The 15,558-nt window shown below is 44.9% G+C and carries 14 protein-coding genes; 2 read left to right on the forward strand and 12 right to left on the reverse strand.

Annotated features, from left to right (window positions below):
* Nucleotides 1-109: 109 nt before the first annotated feature.
* The 4 genes from ES017_RS01915 to ES017_RS01930 all read right to left on the reverse strand — a co-directional run bounded on the left by ES017_RS01915 (nucleotide 110) and on the right by ES017_RS01930 (nucleotide 4,476).
* Entirely contained in the window at nucleotides 110-613 is a 504-nt protein-coding gene (locus tag ES017_RS01915) for a ferritin (RefSeq protein WP_003396854.1), read from the reverse strand.
* Between the two features lie 57 nt (nucleotides 614-670).
* Complete coding sequence (locus ES017_RS01920; protein WP_003396856.1) at nucleotides 671-1,456, reverse strand: TerC family protein; 786 nt, start codon at nucleotides 1,454-1,456, stop codon at nucleotides 671-673.
* Nucleotides 1,457-1,706: 250 nt separating this feature from the next.
* Nucleotides 1,707-3,122, reverse strand: coding sequence for a branched-chain amino acid transporter BcaP (gene bcaP / locus ES017_RS01925; RefSeq protein ID WP_171334661.1), 1,416 nt, complete (start codon nucleotides 3,120-3,122; stop codon nucleotides 1,707-1,709).
* A 97-nt stretch (nucleotides 3,123-3,219) separates the two neighbouring features.
* The gene (locus ES017_RS01930) at nucleotides 3,220-4,476 is read right to left on the reverse strand and encodes a sensor histidine kinase (RefSeq protein ID WP_171334662.1); all 1,257 of its coding nucleotides are present in this window, start codon (nucleotides 4,474-4,476) and stop codon (nucleotides 3,220-3,222) included.
* Between the two features lie 138 nt (nucleotides 4,477-4,614).
* Here ES017_RS01930 and ES017_RS01935 point away from each other — a divergent pair, with 138 nt between their 5' ends.
* Entirely contained in the window at nucleotides 4,615-5,781 is a 1,167-nt protein-coding gene (locus ES017_RS01935; protein WP_253263338.1) for an MFS transporter, read from the forward strand.
* Between the two features lie 9 nt (nucleotides 5,782-5,790).
* Here the strand turns inward: ES017_RS01935 and ES017_RS01940 are convergent, their stop codons facing one another.
* The 7 genes from ES017_RS01940 to ES017_RS01970 form a co-directional block, all read right to left on the reverse strand.
* A complete protein-coding gene (locus tag ES017_RS01940; RefSeq protein WP_163151066.1) occupies nucleotides 5,791-6,777 on the reverse strand; it encodes a glycosyltransferase family 2 protein in 987 nt (328 codons plus the stop codon).
* A complete protein-coding gene (locus ES017_RS01945; protein ID WP_003396867.1) occupies nucleotides 6,774-8,480 on the reverse strand; it encodes a DUF6044 family protein in 1,707 nt (568 codons plus the stop codon). The genes ES017_RS01940 and ES017_RS01945 overlap by 4 nt, the downstream gene beginning before the upstream one ends.
* A gap of 26 nt (nucleotides 8,481-8,506) precedes the next feature.
* Entirely contained in the window at nucleotides 8,507-9,178 is a 672-nt protein-coding gene (locus ES017_RS01950; protein ID WP_003396870.1) for an N-acetylmuramoyl-L-alanine amidase, read from the reverse strand.
* Nucleotides 9,179-9,303: 125 nt separating this feature from the next.
* The gene (locus ES017_RS01955) at nucleotides 9,304-10,044 is read right to left on the reverse strand and encodes a HipA family kinase (protein WP_171334664.1); all 741 of its coding nucleotides are present in this window, start codon (nucleotides 10,042-10,044) and stop codon (nucleotides 9,304-9,306) included.
* Nucleotides 10,041-11,102: a glycosyltransferase family 4 protein gene (locus ES017_RS01960; RefSeq protein ID WP_163151072.1), complete on the reverse strand. Its 1,062-nt coding sequence runs from the start codon at nucleotides 11,100-11,102 to the stop codon at nucleotides 10,041-10,043. The genes ES017_RS01955 and ES017_RS01960 overlap by 4 nt, the downstream gene beginning before the upstream one ends.
* 189 nt (nucleotides 11,103-11,291) lie before the next feature.
* Entirely contained in the window at nucleotides 11,292-12,500 is a 1,209-nt protein-coding gene (locus tag ES017_RS01965) for an MFS transporter (RefSeq protein ID WP_171334665.1), read from the reverse strand.
* 39 nt (nucleotides 12,501-12,539) lie between these two features.
* Nucleotides 12,540-13,109 carry a class I SAM-dependent methyltransferase gene (locus ES017_RS01970; RefSeq protein WP_171334666.1) on the reverse strand — a complete coding sequence of 190 codons (570 nt, stop codon included), beginning with the start codon at nucleotides 13,107-13,109 and terminating at the stop codon, nucleotides 12,540-12,542.
* A gap of 182 nt (nucleotides 13,110-13,291) precedes the next feature.
* Here ES017_RS01970 and ES017_RS01975 point away from each other — a divergent pair, with 182 nt between their 5' ends.
* A complete protein-coding gene (locus tag ES017_RS01975) occupies nucleotides 13,292-13,927 on the forward strand; it encodes an FMN-dependent NADH-azoreductase (protein ID WP_163151078.1) in 636 nt (211 codons plus the stop codon).
* Nucleotides 13,928-14,163: 236 nt separating this feature from the next.
* Here the strand turns inward: ES017_RS01975 and ES017_RS01980 are convergent, their stop codons facing one another.
* Nucleotides 14,164-15,504: a GntT/GntP/DsdX family permease gene (locus tag ES017_RS01980; protein WP_171334667.1), complete on the reverse strand. Its 1,341-nt coding sequence runs from the start codon at nucleotides 15,502-15,504 to the stop codon at nucleotides 14,164-14,166.
* Nucleotides 15,505-15,558: the final 54 nt, after the last annotated feature.

Below are 15,558 nucleotides of genomic sequence, written 5' to 3' on the forward strand. Positions count from 1 at the left end.
CCCCCTATTCTTTTTCCAATATTATAACATTTATAAAAATGATTTGTACACATATACTATGCCCTTTTTCATGTGAGGTAAACAAAAAGAGAATGCCTTCGCATTCCCTTTATGGTTCTGGTGTGAATGTGCGCTGGGCAAGTTCGTTGTCGAGCATAAACAACGAATTGCTGTCGCCTTCGATGCGTTTTAGTTTTTGAATAAGCGTATCAAACATCGACTCTTCTTCTACTTGTTCGTCAATAAACCATTTTAAAAAGTTCATCGTCGCATGTTCGCGCTCGTCTAACGCTAAGTCGGATAGTTTATAAATGCGGCGCGTCACTTCTTTTTCATGGGCGAGCGCTTTTTCAAAGCAGTCGCGAACGGACGTAAATTCGTTGTTTGGCGAAGGAAAGCCGGCCATCACCGCCCGTTCGCCAAGCGCATTAATGAAGTTGTAAAACTTCATCGCATGGAAACGTTCTTCTTCCGCTTGCACTAAAAAGAAGTTCGCAAAACCGTCCAATCCTTCCGCCGAGCAATAAGCAGCCATCGCCATGTACGCATGCGCAGAATAAAATTCAAAATTCATTTGATCGTTCAGTCCGTTTAACAATTTTTCACTTAACATACATCAACACTCCTCTCTTTCTTTATTATAACAAAAAGAGGAGGAACGTGCCTCCCCTTATTCGTTTTGCGCTTTTTTCAACGTTTGAATCGCATCTTCTTGTTGTTTCGTTTCTTTTCCGGAGAAAAACCAGCCGCCAGCAGCAATCGCTAACAACACAATCCAAAACGTCGCTTTCCATAACGCCGAATGCGCGAAATGTTCAGAAACGACAGCTAAGCTCGGATGCGCAAGCGTATATACTGCCAACTTCACACCGACCCAGCCGACGATTAAAAACGCAGCTGATTCTAGGCTTGGGCGTTTTTGCAATAGTTTGACGAACGCATTCGCCGCAAAACGCATAATGATGACACCGATCAATCCACCAGCGAAGATGACTAAAAACTTTCCGCCATCCATGCCTCCGATCGTTGGTAAGTTCGTATTTGGCAACGTCATCGCTAAAGCGACCGCCGCTAAAATCGAATCGATCGCAAACGCTAAGTCAGCGAGCTCCACTTTCAGTACAGTCATCCAAAAACCAGATTGCTTTTTCCCTTCTTTATGCGAACCGTCTCGATTTTTGTTTATAAAATGATGTACGGCAATAAACATTAAATACAACGCGCCGAGCGCTTGAATTTGCCAAATATTCACTAAATACGAAATGACGAAAAGCGCAGCGAAGCGAAGAATAAACGCCCCGGCAAGCCCGTAGAAGAGCGCCCGTTTTTGTTGTTTTTCCGGCAAATGTTTGACCATCACCGCCATGACGACAGCGTTATCGGCCGCTAAAATGCCCTCCAATCCGATTAAAACGAGAAGCACCCAACCATACTCTAACAACAATGATACATCCATCAATGATCCCTCCTGTAATATGTAGTTTTCCCTCGCCCGTCGGCAAAAATTATAAAAACGCAAAAAAGACCTTTGCCGAACGGCAAAGGTCTCGCTAGACACATGTTGTGCCAACAAAGCCGATGGACGATGCCATGAATTGACGACTTTGTTTTCAGGCGAACGCCTGAACGCTACTCCCCTTTGTAAAGGAAAACTATAATTTAACTGTAATTTTATTATAAAAACATGAACGCATTTTGTCAACCCGTCAACTTACTTGTTTTTGTTCCGCATGCGCCTCGTTTAGCTTGCTATGCTTGCGACCATACAAGAAGTAAATGACGAGACCGATCGCGAGCCAACCGCCAAAGCTAAGCCATGTCGTCGCAGGAAGCTGAAGCGCTAAATACGTACAAAACGCTACCGCAAGCAACGGAATGACCGGCACAAACGGCACCATAAAGCTTCGTTTTAAATTCGGTTCCGTTTTTCGCAACACTAAAATGCCGATCGCAACAGTCGTAAACGCAAACAATGTTCCGATATTCGTTAAATGCGCCAATTTATTTAACGGGATGACACCGGCAAAAACGGAAACGGCAATGCCTGTTACCCATGAGTTCACAAGCGGCACTTGCTTGCGCTCGCTCACTCTCGCAAATAACGATGGAAGCAAGCCATCGCGACTAATCGCATAAAAGAGGCGCGTTTGTGCATAAAGCATAACGAGAAGCACCGTCGTAATTCCTGTAATCGCCCCAAGCGAAATAAATCCAGCAACCCAATCTTGGTTAATGTAATTTAACGCGAAAGCAACTGGATTTTTCACACCTAATTGATCGTACGGTACAATTCCTGTTAAAATGAGCGACACCGCAATATACAACAACGTACAAACAGCAAGCGAAGCGATAATACCGATCGGCATGTTGCGCTGCGGATTGCGCACTTCCTCTGCCGCTGTCGATACCGCATCAAACCCTAAATATGCGAAAAACACCGTCGCCGCTCCTGCCGCAACACCAGAAAAGCCAAACGGCATAAACGGCGTCCAGTTTTCTGGCTTCACATACCATACACCAACGGCGATAAACAATAAAATGACTGCCACTTTAATGACGACCATCACCGCATTAAAGCGCGCTGATTTTCTCACACCTTGCGTCAATAAAAACGTAATAAGTAAAACAATAACGATGGCTGGCACATCAATAAACGTTCCTTTGGATGGATCGTATGCGCTTGTGAGCGCATGCGGAAGCTCAATGCCAAAACCGGCAAGCAACCCTTGGAAATAGCCCGACCATCCGGCCGCTACCGCCGATGCAGCCACACCGTATTCTAAAATTAAATCCCAGCCAAGCATCCATGCGATGATCTCACCAAACGTCGCATAGCTGTACGTGTACGCGCTTCCCGATACGGGCACGCTCGATGCAAATTCCGCATAACAAAGCGCCGCAAATACGCACGCTAATCCAGATAAAATAAACGAAAGAACAAGCGCTGGTCCCGCATGCTCTGCCGCCGCTACGCCCGTCAAGACGAAAATGCCCGTCCCGATAATCGCTCCGATGCCAAGCATCGTCAAATCAAAGGCGCCTAATTCTTTTTTTAGTGCAGCGCCGCTTTTTCCTGACTCGCTCATGAGCGCGTCAATCGACTTTTTCCTGAACAAACTCATCGTTGTAAACTCCCCTTTTGAAAAATAAACGTCTTGTTTTATACTTTAACGCCCAAAATCGTTAAAGGCAATACATTTTTATTATTTCGAAATATTTTTATTTTTCTAATAACAAAGGAAGCGTCACCGTCATCGTCGTTCCGGATCCGACTTCGCTTTTTATCGTCCACGTGCCGTTCATCATTTCAATGATGCGAACTGCCACCATCGCCCCAAGACCTGTCCCTTTTTGTTTCGTGCTGAAATACGGTTCTCCGAAGCGCGCCATTTCCTCTTTCGTCATGCCGGCTCCTTCATCGCGTACAACGATCATCACCGTTCGTTCATCGACGTGCATATGCACATATACCGCACCGCCATGCTGTATCGCTTCTATTCCATTTTTTATTATATTTAAAAAACATTGTCGAAAATATTGGGCGTTGCCACTTACTTTCGCAGGCATGAGCGTTGACACGATGTCTACCCCCGACATGTTCGCTAACGGACGCAACATGTCAATGACTTTCGTTAACTCATGATGCACGTCAAGCGGCTCCATTTTTTCTGGAAACGGCTTCGCAAACGTTAAATAATCGTCAATAATGGCGCAGGCGCGGTTTAATTCTTCAAGGGCGATATTGATATATTGCTCTCTCGTTTCTGATAATATGTCTTTTGATTTCATGAGCTGCAAAAATCCTTTGACGACGGTTAACGGATTGCGTATTTCATGAGAAATGCTTGCGGCAAGCTGGCTGACGACTTCCATTTTTTCAAGCTTAATCGCTTTCGATCGAATGAGCAACGCTTCACGCAACGTTTCAACGATGAGCACAACGAACGATACGGCAAAGGGAGGAACAAGGATAAAGTGAATGACGTACGACTCTGTCACTTGAAAATCAGAAATGACGATCGCCAAAATCGTAGCAACAATCGCTAATATAAACGTCATCACCGCCGAAGCGAATAACCGTTGTTTTCTCGACAACCGTTGGAAAATAGGAGAAAACAAACTGCCGAAAACGAACATCATGACATAAACAGCGACGGTAATGAATTGATAGCCGTACATCGCCCAGCGCGCGAGCAGCAAAATAAGCAAGAGGGGAAAACTGACCGTCCATCCACCGTAAAACGTGCCAAGTAAAAACGGAACTTGCCGCAAATCGTGCACGCAATCAGGGGCGATGTAAATCGGATATTTCATACATAAAATGATCGGAACGCTTAAACATGCGATAAGCAACAATCGTTGATGCGCCTTTTTTCGCTGGAAAAACCGAACGTGATCGTATAAAAAATAAAAGAAAAAAATGCTCACTAGCATGTAAAATAAATTGTTTAACACGTGCTCGTTTACATATGTCATCTCTCAACTCTCCCACCGTCATTCATACACGTTCAGTTTCGCTAAAATTTTTTCTATTGTCAACGCATCGACATCTTTGAAAAATTGTATCGTTTCCATTATGATAAAAATGCAAACTACATAGTGGAGATGGTTACAATGAACGAACGGCGTTACTTGCCGCTTTTATTTGTTGTGATGTTTTTCGTCATGGTCGGGTTTGGCATTATTATTCCCGTCCTTCCGTTTTTCGCTGAAAACATCGGCGCAACCCCAACAGAGCTCGGTTGGCTCATGGCCGTGTACTCTTTTATGCAATTTTTATTCGCACCGATGTGGGGAAACTTATCTGACCGATACGGGCGAAAACCGATGATACTTATCGGTATTTCCGGCTTGGCGCTGTCGTTTTTCTTATTCGCCATGGCGACGAAGTTGTGGATGTTGTTTGCAGCTCGCATCATTGGAGGCTTCCTATCTGCCGCGACGATGCCAACGGCGATGGCGTATGTGGCTGATGTAACGACAGAAGAAAACCGCGGAAAAGGAATGGGTATGATCGGGGCGGCTGTCGGACTCGGATTTATTTTCGGACCAGCGATCGGCGGCATCTTTTCCGCTACAAGCTTAACGGTTCCGTTTTGGATCGCCGGCTGTTTATCGCTCTTGACCGCCGTGTTCGTTTTCTTTTTCTTACATGAGTCGCTTCCGAAAGAAAAACGTTCGGTCGGACAAGCGAAACGTCCGCCGCTTTCCTCCGCCCTTCAAGGACCTTTGGCGCGCTTATATATGTTGCAGCTGATCGTCACATTTTCCCTCGCTGGACTTGAAGCGACGTTCGCTTATTTTGCCGCAAAACGCGCAGGTCTTACGTCAAAAGAGCTCGGCTACATTTTCATGATGATGGGACTTGCTGGTGCGATCGTTCAAGGAGGACTGCTCGGAAAACTGATCGCATCGTTCGGTGAAAGAACGGTCATTCGCGGCGGCTTATTTTTATCAGCGCTCGGCTTTTTTCTTATTTTGTTCATCAATCATTTTTGGACAGCGGCGCTTTACTTAACGATTTTCGGCATCGGTAACGGCGTCATTCGCCCATGTGTATCGTCCTTGCTTACGAAATATACAACGGGCGGACAAGGAAGCGCGACAGGCGTATTATCATCGTTCGATTCGCTCGGGCGCATCGGCGGGCCGGCGATCGCAGGTTGGCTATTTACGTTAAAACCGAGTTTGCCGTATGTGACAGGCATATTGCTGACGTTCGTTTCGTTCGCCCTATTCCAGTCGTTTCAACGAGCAATGATGCAAAAAGGCTCCGTCTAGTTCGGAGCCTTAGCTTATGACTTGTTCCTCATCGCGCCGGGCAACGACCGGCCAATTGAACAAATCGATATCTACGATGTAGCGCGGTCGTTGTTTCGTTTCTTTATATACTTTTCCGATGTATTCGCCAACTAAGCCGATCGCAATCAACTGCAACCCACCGACGAGCCAAATGGACATGATGAGCGACGTCCAGCCCGTTTCTGTATGTCCTGTTATTTTTAAAAAAAGCACGTATAGCGCAAACAAGACGCTAATGAAAAATGAACAAAAACCGAGAAGGGAAACGAACCGAATGGGCATCATGCTGAATGACGTGAGTCCATCGAATGCAAAGCGTATCATTTTCATAAGCGGATATTTCGTCACGCCTGCTTTTCGCTCTTTTCGGTCATAATATACGGTTGTAGAAGGAAAACCAAGGAGCGGGACAACTCCGCGCAAAAACATGTTTACTTCGCGAAATTGCTGCAACGCTTCTACCGCGCGCCGGCTCATGAGACGATAGTCTGCATGATTGTATATAAGCTTCACCCCGATGCGATTCATCATGCGGTAAAATGTTTCGGCCGTCCACCGCTTCATGTACGAATCAACGTCGCGCTTTCTTCTCACCCCATAAACGATATCGTATCCGTCATGAAATTTTTGTACAAACTCGCGCACGACATATATATCATCTTGCAAGTCGGCATCCATCGTTACGATGCAATGCGCCGCGCCTTTGACGGCAAACATGCCTGCTAAAAGGGCGTTTTGATGCCCTGCATTGCCTGCCAGTTTTATTCCTTTCACTTCTTCATGTCGCAAACATGCTTTATAAATGATCGTCCACGTTTGATCGCGGCTTCCGTCATCGACAAATACAATTTTGCTTTCTTTCGAAATAAGTTGTTCATCTACGAGCTGCTGCCTTAACGAAAGCAGTTGTTTAATCGTTTCTGGCAATATATCTTGCTCGTTATAACAAGGTACAACGATCGCTAAAACGGTCATGTCGTTTTCTCCCTTTCCACTTCGTATAAGTAAATGTTCCATGCGGATTCATCGTGTTCAAACGTGCGCAATAGCTTTAAGTTGTTTTCCTTTGCGTTGTCAATCGGCAAGGCGGAAAACACGTATCGTCCGCCCATGTCGTACAATACGTCAGTATGAAGCTTGAGATGGCGTATGCGCTTGTTCGATTGCTTCGTAAACATGTAGTGCTTTCCTAGCTCATCGACAAATATGTAACAGCGACCGCCCCATTCATCGAAATATTGTTTTAGTTTTTTATTTTTCGCAAGCTCACTCGCAATAATTTTCCGAAACTGATGCTTATACGACAGCGGATAAAAATTGTTGTACGTATCGAGCGTATAAAAGCCGTTATATTGCGCGATCGCCGGATGCATGCCGATGCTGACGACGCGATACGTATGAAGCGGCTTGCCGATGTATCGCTTCACTTGTTCAAACTGCTTTTCGGCATAAAACGCGCGAAACGTCGGCTTGTCGCGATATACAATTTGTTCATGAAACAACATCGCCACAACGAGTTGAGAGGCAATCGCAAACGAGACGATTCCTCGATCCCACGCGCGCCATATAATGCGAAGCGATAGCGCAAACAGCACATAAATGACCATCGGTCGCAAAAAATGATAGCGCGCAAAATTAAACCGATCTAAAAACGGAAACGCTTCTGTTGCAGGCAACCATCCTTTGTAAAACCAAAACGCATACCACGCGGAAAGCGCAACGTTCACAATATGAAGCTGCCAAAACAGCCGCTCTTGTTGCCACCATGTTTTTCGCCATACGATATATAAAGCGATCAACGTGATCGGTAAAATAATGAGCGTATGAATCGTCATGACATGCGTATGACCGAACATATAGTTTTTGAGCGTCAGGCGAAGCGATCGCCATAACGGTAAGCGAGCATGCACATATTCATCGCGGCTCGTCGGCTCTGTCGCAAATAAAAATGAATGAACGAGCCGATATTCAATCGCTAAATAAAGAACGGTCATATATATGAGCGCCAACAAAAGGGGTACGTTCGGACGGCGTCGCCACGCATCGAACGCCCAAAATATAAACATCGCGCTTAAAAAAAAGAAAAAGCCGAGCACAAAGCTAGAGTAGAACGGCAACAACGTCAGCACGACGTAATTTTTCAACGAGCGATCGCCGGCGCGAATGTTTAACAGCGCCCATAACGCTAGCGGCATACCGAGCGTGCTAAGCATGCCTGACGGCCAAAACGGCGTAAGGGCGAACGCAAGCGCGACCCCGACGCGAATCCACTCCGCTTCTTTTTCCTTTAATACGTGCGTATTCAATAATAAATACATGCCGATAAACGCAAACAGGCGCGTAAGAAGCTGGCTCAATCCATAGGCGTAAACGGACGGAAAGAGCGCATGAAGCCAAACGATGCCGCTAAACTCCGTCCCGTACGCGTTGCGCGGCAAGCCGCCGATGATTTGCGGAATTGTCGCATGAACGGAGCCGAACAGCTCGCCACTTTGTACGAGCACGCGATACCAAGCAATATTAGAGTCTAAATTATCGTGCACGCGCATGTGCGCATCTTCCCCAAGTAAAAAATACGGCAAGGCATGTAAACAAACGATGATGATGCCACATGTGAACAGTCTCATAACGCCCCTCCATTCGCTATTATTTTTTAACAACAAATGAAAAATATGCATAAAAAATCCCCTGCCAATCGCAGAGGTTAAACAATGATCGCATCGTATCCTTTTTTTCTTAACTCTTCGACGAGACGTTCTGCATTTTTTTTATCGCGAAATGCTCCGACTTGCACGCGGTATAACTTTCCATCGTCTTTCGGTGGAGCAGGCGGTTTCTTTTGCAATCCGAACGCTTTCGCCATTCCTTCCACATGACCGCGGGCAATTTGCGACAGAAATTCGTCTGATTTCAGCTTCGCGGCATCGCCTGCGTTGTCGATAAATAAGTTTTCCGTCAATAAAGCTGGCATATTCGTTTGACGAAGCACCGCATAGCTCGCACGTTTTTTTCCGCGATCGCGCACATCTCCAATCGCTTTCATCACTTCATCGTGAATGATGTTTTGATATGAAACGGTTTCTTTGCTCACATTTCCATTGAATATATATGATTCAAATCCTGTTCCACCGCCTGCGTTCACATGAACGGATAAAAAGAAGTCCGCACCGATCCGATTCGCCATCGCTGCCCGTTCCGATAGTTCAATAAACTGGTCGTCTGTCCGCGTATAGTGCACATCGACATGTTCATACTCTTTCAACATCTCCCCTATTTTCGTCACAATCGTTAACGTTACATCTTTTTCACGAAGTCCGTTTCCGACCGCCCCCGGATCACGCCCTCCATGCCCTGCATCTAAAACAATTTTCACCATCATATCCTCACACCTTTCTAACAAATTTTTTCTCTGCTAATAACATATACATGATCTCGGACAAAGGATACGGCCTTTCCCTATTTATCTATTTTTCTTTCGCTCGCACATGGAAAAAGCCTAAGCTATGCTAGCTCAGGCCAAAGCTGTTTACAACATTTGCGGATGAGATGCGGAACGACATGATCACGTCGATACACGAGCGTATGAACGAGTTGCTTTCGTTCTTCTTCCGTCATCGGCCAATCGTCAGGCATATGTTTCGTCATTTCTTCAAGTAAAAGTGTCGGCATCGTTTGCATAACGGCGATCGCTTCTTCCAATTGTTGAACGGTCACAAACGACGCCATCATGCGATGCGTAGCGCTTTCGATAAGCGTTTGCGGCAGCTGTTTTAACTGTTCAACCGTCCACGCAAATGAACCGCATATGTCAGCGTGGTCAATGATCCATAACGTCTGATGCTCACCATTTTGTTCGATAATCACGTTTTTTCTCGTTCGGTCGCAATTGTACAACCAATAATCAAAAACGATCACCCCCGCAAGCTGATCGGCGTTGGCGATGCGATAAAGCGTCGTTTCATGGGCGTTTTTCCCGTCAATATACGCGCTAGCAAACTGCGTTTTCGTTTTCACAATCGTTGTGTCATCTGGAATCGGTACGAGCGCGTCGGGTAAAGAAACGAGTCGGGCGTGCGGAATCGGAAGGTTCATATATTTCGCAATTTGGTATGCGAGCCATTCGTTAATGAGCGCTTTCGGCTTTTTCGTGTCATAAAATTTGACGACATACCGTTTCCCATCATGAAACGTGATGAGATGGGAGTTATGTTTATGGCTTGCGAACGTCATTTCATAGTTCATGTTTGTTCACCTACAATATGTTGTAGTAAATCGACATACGTTTCGGCACAACGTTCAATCGTAAATTGCGCTAGCACGCGCGCCCTGCCAGCTTCGCTCATCTCTTCATATCGCTCCTGATCGTCGATGATCGCTTCAATCGCTCGAACGGCACCGCGCGTATGATGTTCGCGAAATAAGTATCCTGTTTTTCCGTGAGCGATCACTTCCGGCATGGCAGATACGCGCGGGGCAACGACCGGCACGCCACACGCCATCGCTTCAATAAACGTATTGCCGAACGATTCGACTTTCGTTGTCGCTAGTAAGCATCCCCCTGATTGACGAATGCGGGCGTATATGTGAGGCATTTGTTGGTACGGAACGACGGGAAACCATTTGACGAACGGGTCGAGCTTTTTTTCTTTCCATTCCGTTTCAAACGTTTGTTTATCGACACTATGCGCCCCACCGATCATCCAACATTCGATATCATCCCGCTCTTTTTGTAATAGCGAGACGATGCGCAAAAACGCCCGCCAATTTTTCCTTCCATCTAACCGTCCGACATAAGCAATAATTTTTTTGTTCGGTACATCATCGCATACAGATGGCTGAAAAAAAGACGCATCTAATCCGTTATAAATGACGGTAATCGGCGCTTGATCGTTAACGAGGACGGAAAGAAGTCGTTTTTGGTAATAAGACGGAACGATAAACTGACGCGGGGAAATCGTCTCAACCCCTTGCAAGTTCCGCTTTAACTTCAACAACTCCGGCGTGCGCGCCTCGACAATAATCGGACCTGCATAGCCAACGTCGTTCAACCACTCGTACGCTTGGCTCGTATCAACAACAATGATCGCATCATACCCTTTTCGTAAAATGTCATGAACATCTCGCTTCTTTTTCGCTACATACACGTTTGCGACATCTTCCATCATATGCATGCCGCCCAAATCTTTCGTATATAAAAAATCGGTCGTAATGCCACGCTTTTTAAAATATAACGCCCGATTGCGCCATCCGGCATTCACCCCACCAACCGTCAACAACCGCCAAATGACTAAAATGTTCACCCCTCAGCCCCCTTCACATTTGCTCTTTTATTAATGTATGTGTCAAGGGCTTGTCGCTTGTTAAAGTAAAAAAGGATCCATGATGAAATACAAACTTTTACGGCATGATATGTTGTGGCGATTCGTACCTATTTTTTATTTGTTCGAACCGATCGTTTTCATTTACAAGAAAAACTAGGGACGTGTTCCCTAGTTTTTCGTTTTTGTATATACCCGCCATCCAGCAAGTACCGGCAATATCGCTGTCAACCCAATTGCCCAACGGAATCCGAGCCAGTCGGCAATGATCCCTGCCATCGCGGCACCGATCGCATAGCCGCTATCGCGCCAAAATCGATATACTCCCATCGCAGAAGCGCGCCAGTATATCGCTGTCACATCGCTAATTGCCGCTTGCAACGTCGGATATACCATCGCTGTTCCGAGCCCTAACAATATCGCGCCAACCATCCATAACACGACATCGTCCACGATAAGCATCAACCACATGGCCAACGCCTGTAGCCACATGCCGTATGCAATCATCCTTTTTCTGTCGACTCGATCGCTAATGGCACCTGTGAAAAGCTGACATATCCCCCATGAAGCAGGGTAAATCGCAACGATCATCCCTGTTTGTGAGACGGATAGCCCGAGGGAAGTGAAATATAAAGGGAATAATCCCCATGCCACACCATCTTTCAAATTTGTTACAAGTCCTGCCAAACTAAAACTAGATAGCGTTTTATTTTTCCATGTCGTCTGCTGAAATACATCTTTTGCGGATAACGTTTCTGTTCGCTCCTTTTTTCTTCGTTCCATATGCAGTTGAACATGATGTTTCGTATCTTTAACGACGATGGATAAGCCTATTCCAGTAAGTGCAACCACAATACCAATGTAAAACAATTCAAGATCAAGTGAAAATGTCGAAGCGAGATAACCCGATAACGCCGCCATCATCGCGACACCAAAATAACCAGCAAACTCATTTAAACCAACCGCTGTACCTCGTTCCGTTGGCTTGGCGATGTCAATTTTCATATTGACAGTCATCGACCACGTCAATCCTTGGTTAATTCCAAGCAGCACGTTCGCGAACACAACAACCGACCATTCGTGTGCAGTAAGCATACATATTGGAACGAATAGCCCGATTACCCATCCTGCTAGCAATATGTTTTTTCTACCAAACCGATCAGCAAGCTGACCAGCAAAATAGTTTACAACCGCTTTGGACAAGCCGAAGCTAACGATAAACGAGATAGCCGCTCCCATCGATGTAAGCCCAAACTGCTTTTCACCAATCATCGGCAAAATCGTTCGTTCTAAACCGACCATCGCCCCAACAAACACGTTAATGACGACTAATAATAAAAATGAAACGGTATTTTCCTTTATTCCTAAACGTACCACCATCTTACTCACCTTCCTTAAAAACAAACAACATGGCCATCATTAATGACCATGTTTAACAATCACACCATACACGCTCGGATGGAAATGAACGAGCTCCACATGTGTGAAATGTGCTTTCGCCTCGTCCATGAGCTGATGCGATGGAATGCGTTCGTGAAGCGGCGGACCCATTTCACTTTCTACTGCCTCCCACTCAATGAATAGAAACGCACCGTTCGGCTTTATGATGCGAGCAATTTCTGCAAAAACAGCTTCTCGATCGTCCACTTCATGCAAAACAAACGCCATCAGTCCCTTATCGACAGATTGCGGTGAAATCGTTGTTTTTGCCACATCGCTTAGGATGTAAGAAATGTTTTTTACTCCTTCTCGTTCAGCATGTTGTTGGAGTAAATCGAGCATTTGTTGTTGCATATCAACAGCGTACACCGTTTTTGCTCGTTTGGCGATCGGCACAGCAAAGTATCCGTTCCCCGCCCCTAAATCGGCGACAATATCATGCTCGCTCACGTTCAGCAATGAAATCACTTTTTCTGGAGCGATCAGCTCTCTTCTTTTTGGATTCAACAGCTTCTCCGCTTTTGAATGATGAAATACATGCCCTGTCATGAATCATCCGTCCTTTTGTTTTTATACCTACATACGTATTTTACCCTTTTTTTCGATGTTTGTCATCTAATCAGCAATCTTTTTACTTTACAAAAGTAAGTAACAAACTATATTATAGTTATAGCTTTTTATACCAAAGCAAAATATAAGTAAGTATCAACTTGTATCAAGGAGGAACCGTTATGGCAAAAGTATTGTATATTACCGCAAATCCAAAACAAGAACATGAATCGTTTAGCTTGTCAGTCGGTCGCGCGTTTGTCAATGCCTACAAACAACATCATCCCGAAGATGAAATCGTTGAATTGCACGTATATGACATGGACATCCCTTATATTGATGGAGATGTGTTTAACGGTTGGGGCAAACTTCAACAAGGACAAGCATTTGACCAATTAAACAGAGATGAGCAAGCAAAAATCGCACGTATCAACGAACTATGCGACCAATTTATTGAAGCCGACAAATATGTATTCGTCACACCGATGTGGAACTTTAGCTTCCCTCCAAAATTGAAGGCATATATCGATACGCTTTGTATCGCCGGAAAAACGTTTAAATATACAGAAGAAGGGTCTGTTGGACTACTAAAAGGGAAAAAAGCGCTCCACATTCAAGCGCGAGGAGGTATATATTCTGAAGGTCCGGCGAAAGAAATGGAGTTTGGTGACCGCTATTTAAGAGCTGTTCTCGCTTTTATCGGCATAACAGACGTTCAAACGATTGCGGTCGAAGGTATGAACGCTTTTCCAAACGAAGCAGAAAGCATTAAGCAACAAGCGATCGAACGAGCAAAAGAAGCAGCGAAACAGTTTTAACAACAAACAGGGCGTCCAGAAAGTCAAAATAACTGACTTTTTGGCGCCCCTTTATTGCTGCAATATGTTGTTTTCACATGTTTAGCCATTTCCCTAAGAGCATTCGCCGAGTCCAGAGGTAAGTTTTTCTTCAGTAACTCCCGATACTTCTTACAGCTCTTCAAGCATCGGCTGTACTGCTTTATTCGTCTCACCCCTGCCGATATTTGCTGAATAACAGACGATCTCTTGTACAGTTAGATAAACCAACTAATTACAAATACAACAGAAAAACCGACCAGCGCAATCATTGTTTCCATTACTGTCCATGATTTCAACGTATCTTTCACTTCTAAACCAAAGTAGCGATTCACGAGCCAAAATCCTGAGTCGTTTACATGTGAAAGAATCGTCGCTCCTGCCGCAATCGCAATAGTAATTAGCCCCAATATTGGACCTGTCAGATGCAATGTCTCTATAAATGGAGCCATTAACCCTGCAGATGTCACCATCGCAACTGTAGCTGAACCTTGTGAAACGCGAACGAGCGCCGCAATAATAAATGCAAGAACAATCGGCGGCAACGATGATGTCGACATCATATCTGCAAGCACCTTGCCAACACCTGAGTCCACTAAAATTTGTTTAAATACTCCGCCAGCACCTGTGACAAGAATAATAATTCCTGCCGGTTCTAGTGCCTTCGTTGCAATATCCTGTACTTGTTGTTTAGAAAGTCCCCGCTTTCGTCCTAAGAAGTAAAAAGCGAGTAAAGTAGCAATCGTTAAAGCGACAAATGGATGACCTAAAAAGGTGAACAGCGATCGAAGCATATTTTTCTCTGGCAAAACAACTCCTGAAACCGTATTCATTAAAATGAGCAACAAAGGAATGAGAATGATCGTTGCGATTAATCCGAAACTCGGCAAATCTTGTTCATTATCATGTTCTTTCCATTCCATATAAGTCGGAATAGAGGCGTGAATTTTCTTTGAAATATACTTTCCGAATAACGGACCAGCGACAATCATCGCCGGAATACCCGCAATAAAACCAAATAAAATGACCCAACCTAAATCCGCACCAATTAAATTGGCAACTGCAATTGGGCCTGGCGTCGGAGGAATAAAGCTATGCGTTACCGCCAGACCGGCAAGAAGGGGAATACCATAATATAAAAGAGAACGTCCTGTCTTTTTCGCTAGACCGTAAACAATCGGTACAAGAATAATAAATCCCACGTCAAAAAATACAGGAATAGCGACTAAAAATCCTGTAATTCCAAGCGCCCACTGCGCTTTACTTTCCCCAAATTTCTTCATCAACGTCTGTGCTAAACGTTCAGCTCCCCCTGATGCTTCAAGCATCTGACCAAACATTGCACCTAACCCAACGACAACCGCTACAAATCCAAGCGTTCCTCCCATTCCGTTTTGAATGGACTCAATTACACTTTTTAGTGGCATACCTGCCGCAATTCCAACAAGTAAACTAACAAGCAATAACGAAACGAACGCATGCAATTTCGAACGAATAATAAGAAATAACAACAAGCTAATTCCAGCAATCACAATAACGATTAACGAAGATGATGCCATCTTCCCCACTCCCCCTTGTTTTTATTTTAACAAACGCTTACATTTACTAAACCG

The organism is Anoxybacillus sp. EFIL, from assembly GCF_013096955.1.
Taxonomy (GTDB): domain Bacteria; phylum Bacillota; class Bacilli; order Bacillales; family Anoxybacillaceae; genus Anoxybacillus; species Anoxybacillus ayderensis.

Coding starts and splice junctions, on each gene's coding strand:
- ES017_RS01920 (WP_003396856.1), bottom strand. CDS start 1,456: ATGGATGTATCATTGTTGTTAGAGTATGGTTGGGTGCTTCTCGTTTTA.
- bcaP (WP_171334661.1), bottom strand. CDS start 3,122: ATGAGTTTGTTCAGGAAAAAGTCGATTGACGCGCTCATGAGCGAGTCA.
- ES017_RS01950 (WP_003396870.1), bottom strand. CDS start 9,178: ATGGTGAAAATTGTTTTAGATGCAGGGCATGGAGGGCGTGATCCGGGG.
- ES017_RS01980 (WP_171334667.1), bottom strand. CDS start 15,504: ATGGCATCATCTTCGTTAATCGTTATTGTGATTGCTGGAATTAGCTTG.
- ES017_RS01965 (WP_171334665.1), bottom strand. CDS start 12,500: ATGGTGGTACGTTTAGGAATAAAGGAAAATACCGTTTCATTTTTATTA.
- ES017_RS01945 (WP_003396867.1), bottom strand. CDS start 8,480: ATGCATATTTTTCATTTGTTGTTAAAAAATAATAGCGAATGGAGGGGC.
- ES017_RS01940 (WP_163151066.1), bottom strand. CDS start 6,777: ATGACCGTTTTAGCGATCGTTGTACCTTGTTATAACGAGCAAGATATA.
- ES017_RS01935 (WP_253263338.1), top strand. CDS start 4,615: ATGAACGAACGGCGTTACTTGCCGCTTTTATTTGTTGTGATGTTTTTC.
- ES017_RS01955 (WP_171334664.1), bottom strand. CDS start 10,044: ATGAACTATGAAATGACGTTCGCAAGCCATAAACATAACTCCCATCTC.
- ES017_RS01930 (WP_171334662.1), bottom strand. CDS start 4,476: ATGACATATGTAAACGAGCACGTGTTAAACAATTTATTTTACATGCTA.
- ES017_RS01915 (WP_003396854.1), bottom strand. CDS start 613: ATGTTAAGTGAAAAATTGTTAAACGGACTGAACGATCAAATGAATTTT.
- ES017_RS01970 (WP_171334666.1), bottom strand. CDS start 13,109: ATGACAGGGCATGTATTTCATCATTCAAAAGCGGAGAAGCTGTTGAAT.
- ES017_RS01975 (WP_163151078.1), top strand. CDS start 13,292: ATGGCAAAAGTATTGTATATTACCGCAAATCCAAAACAAGAACATGAA.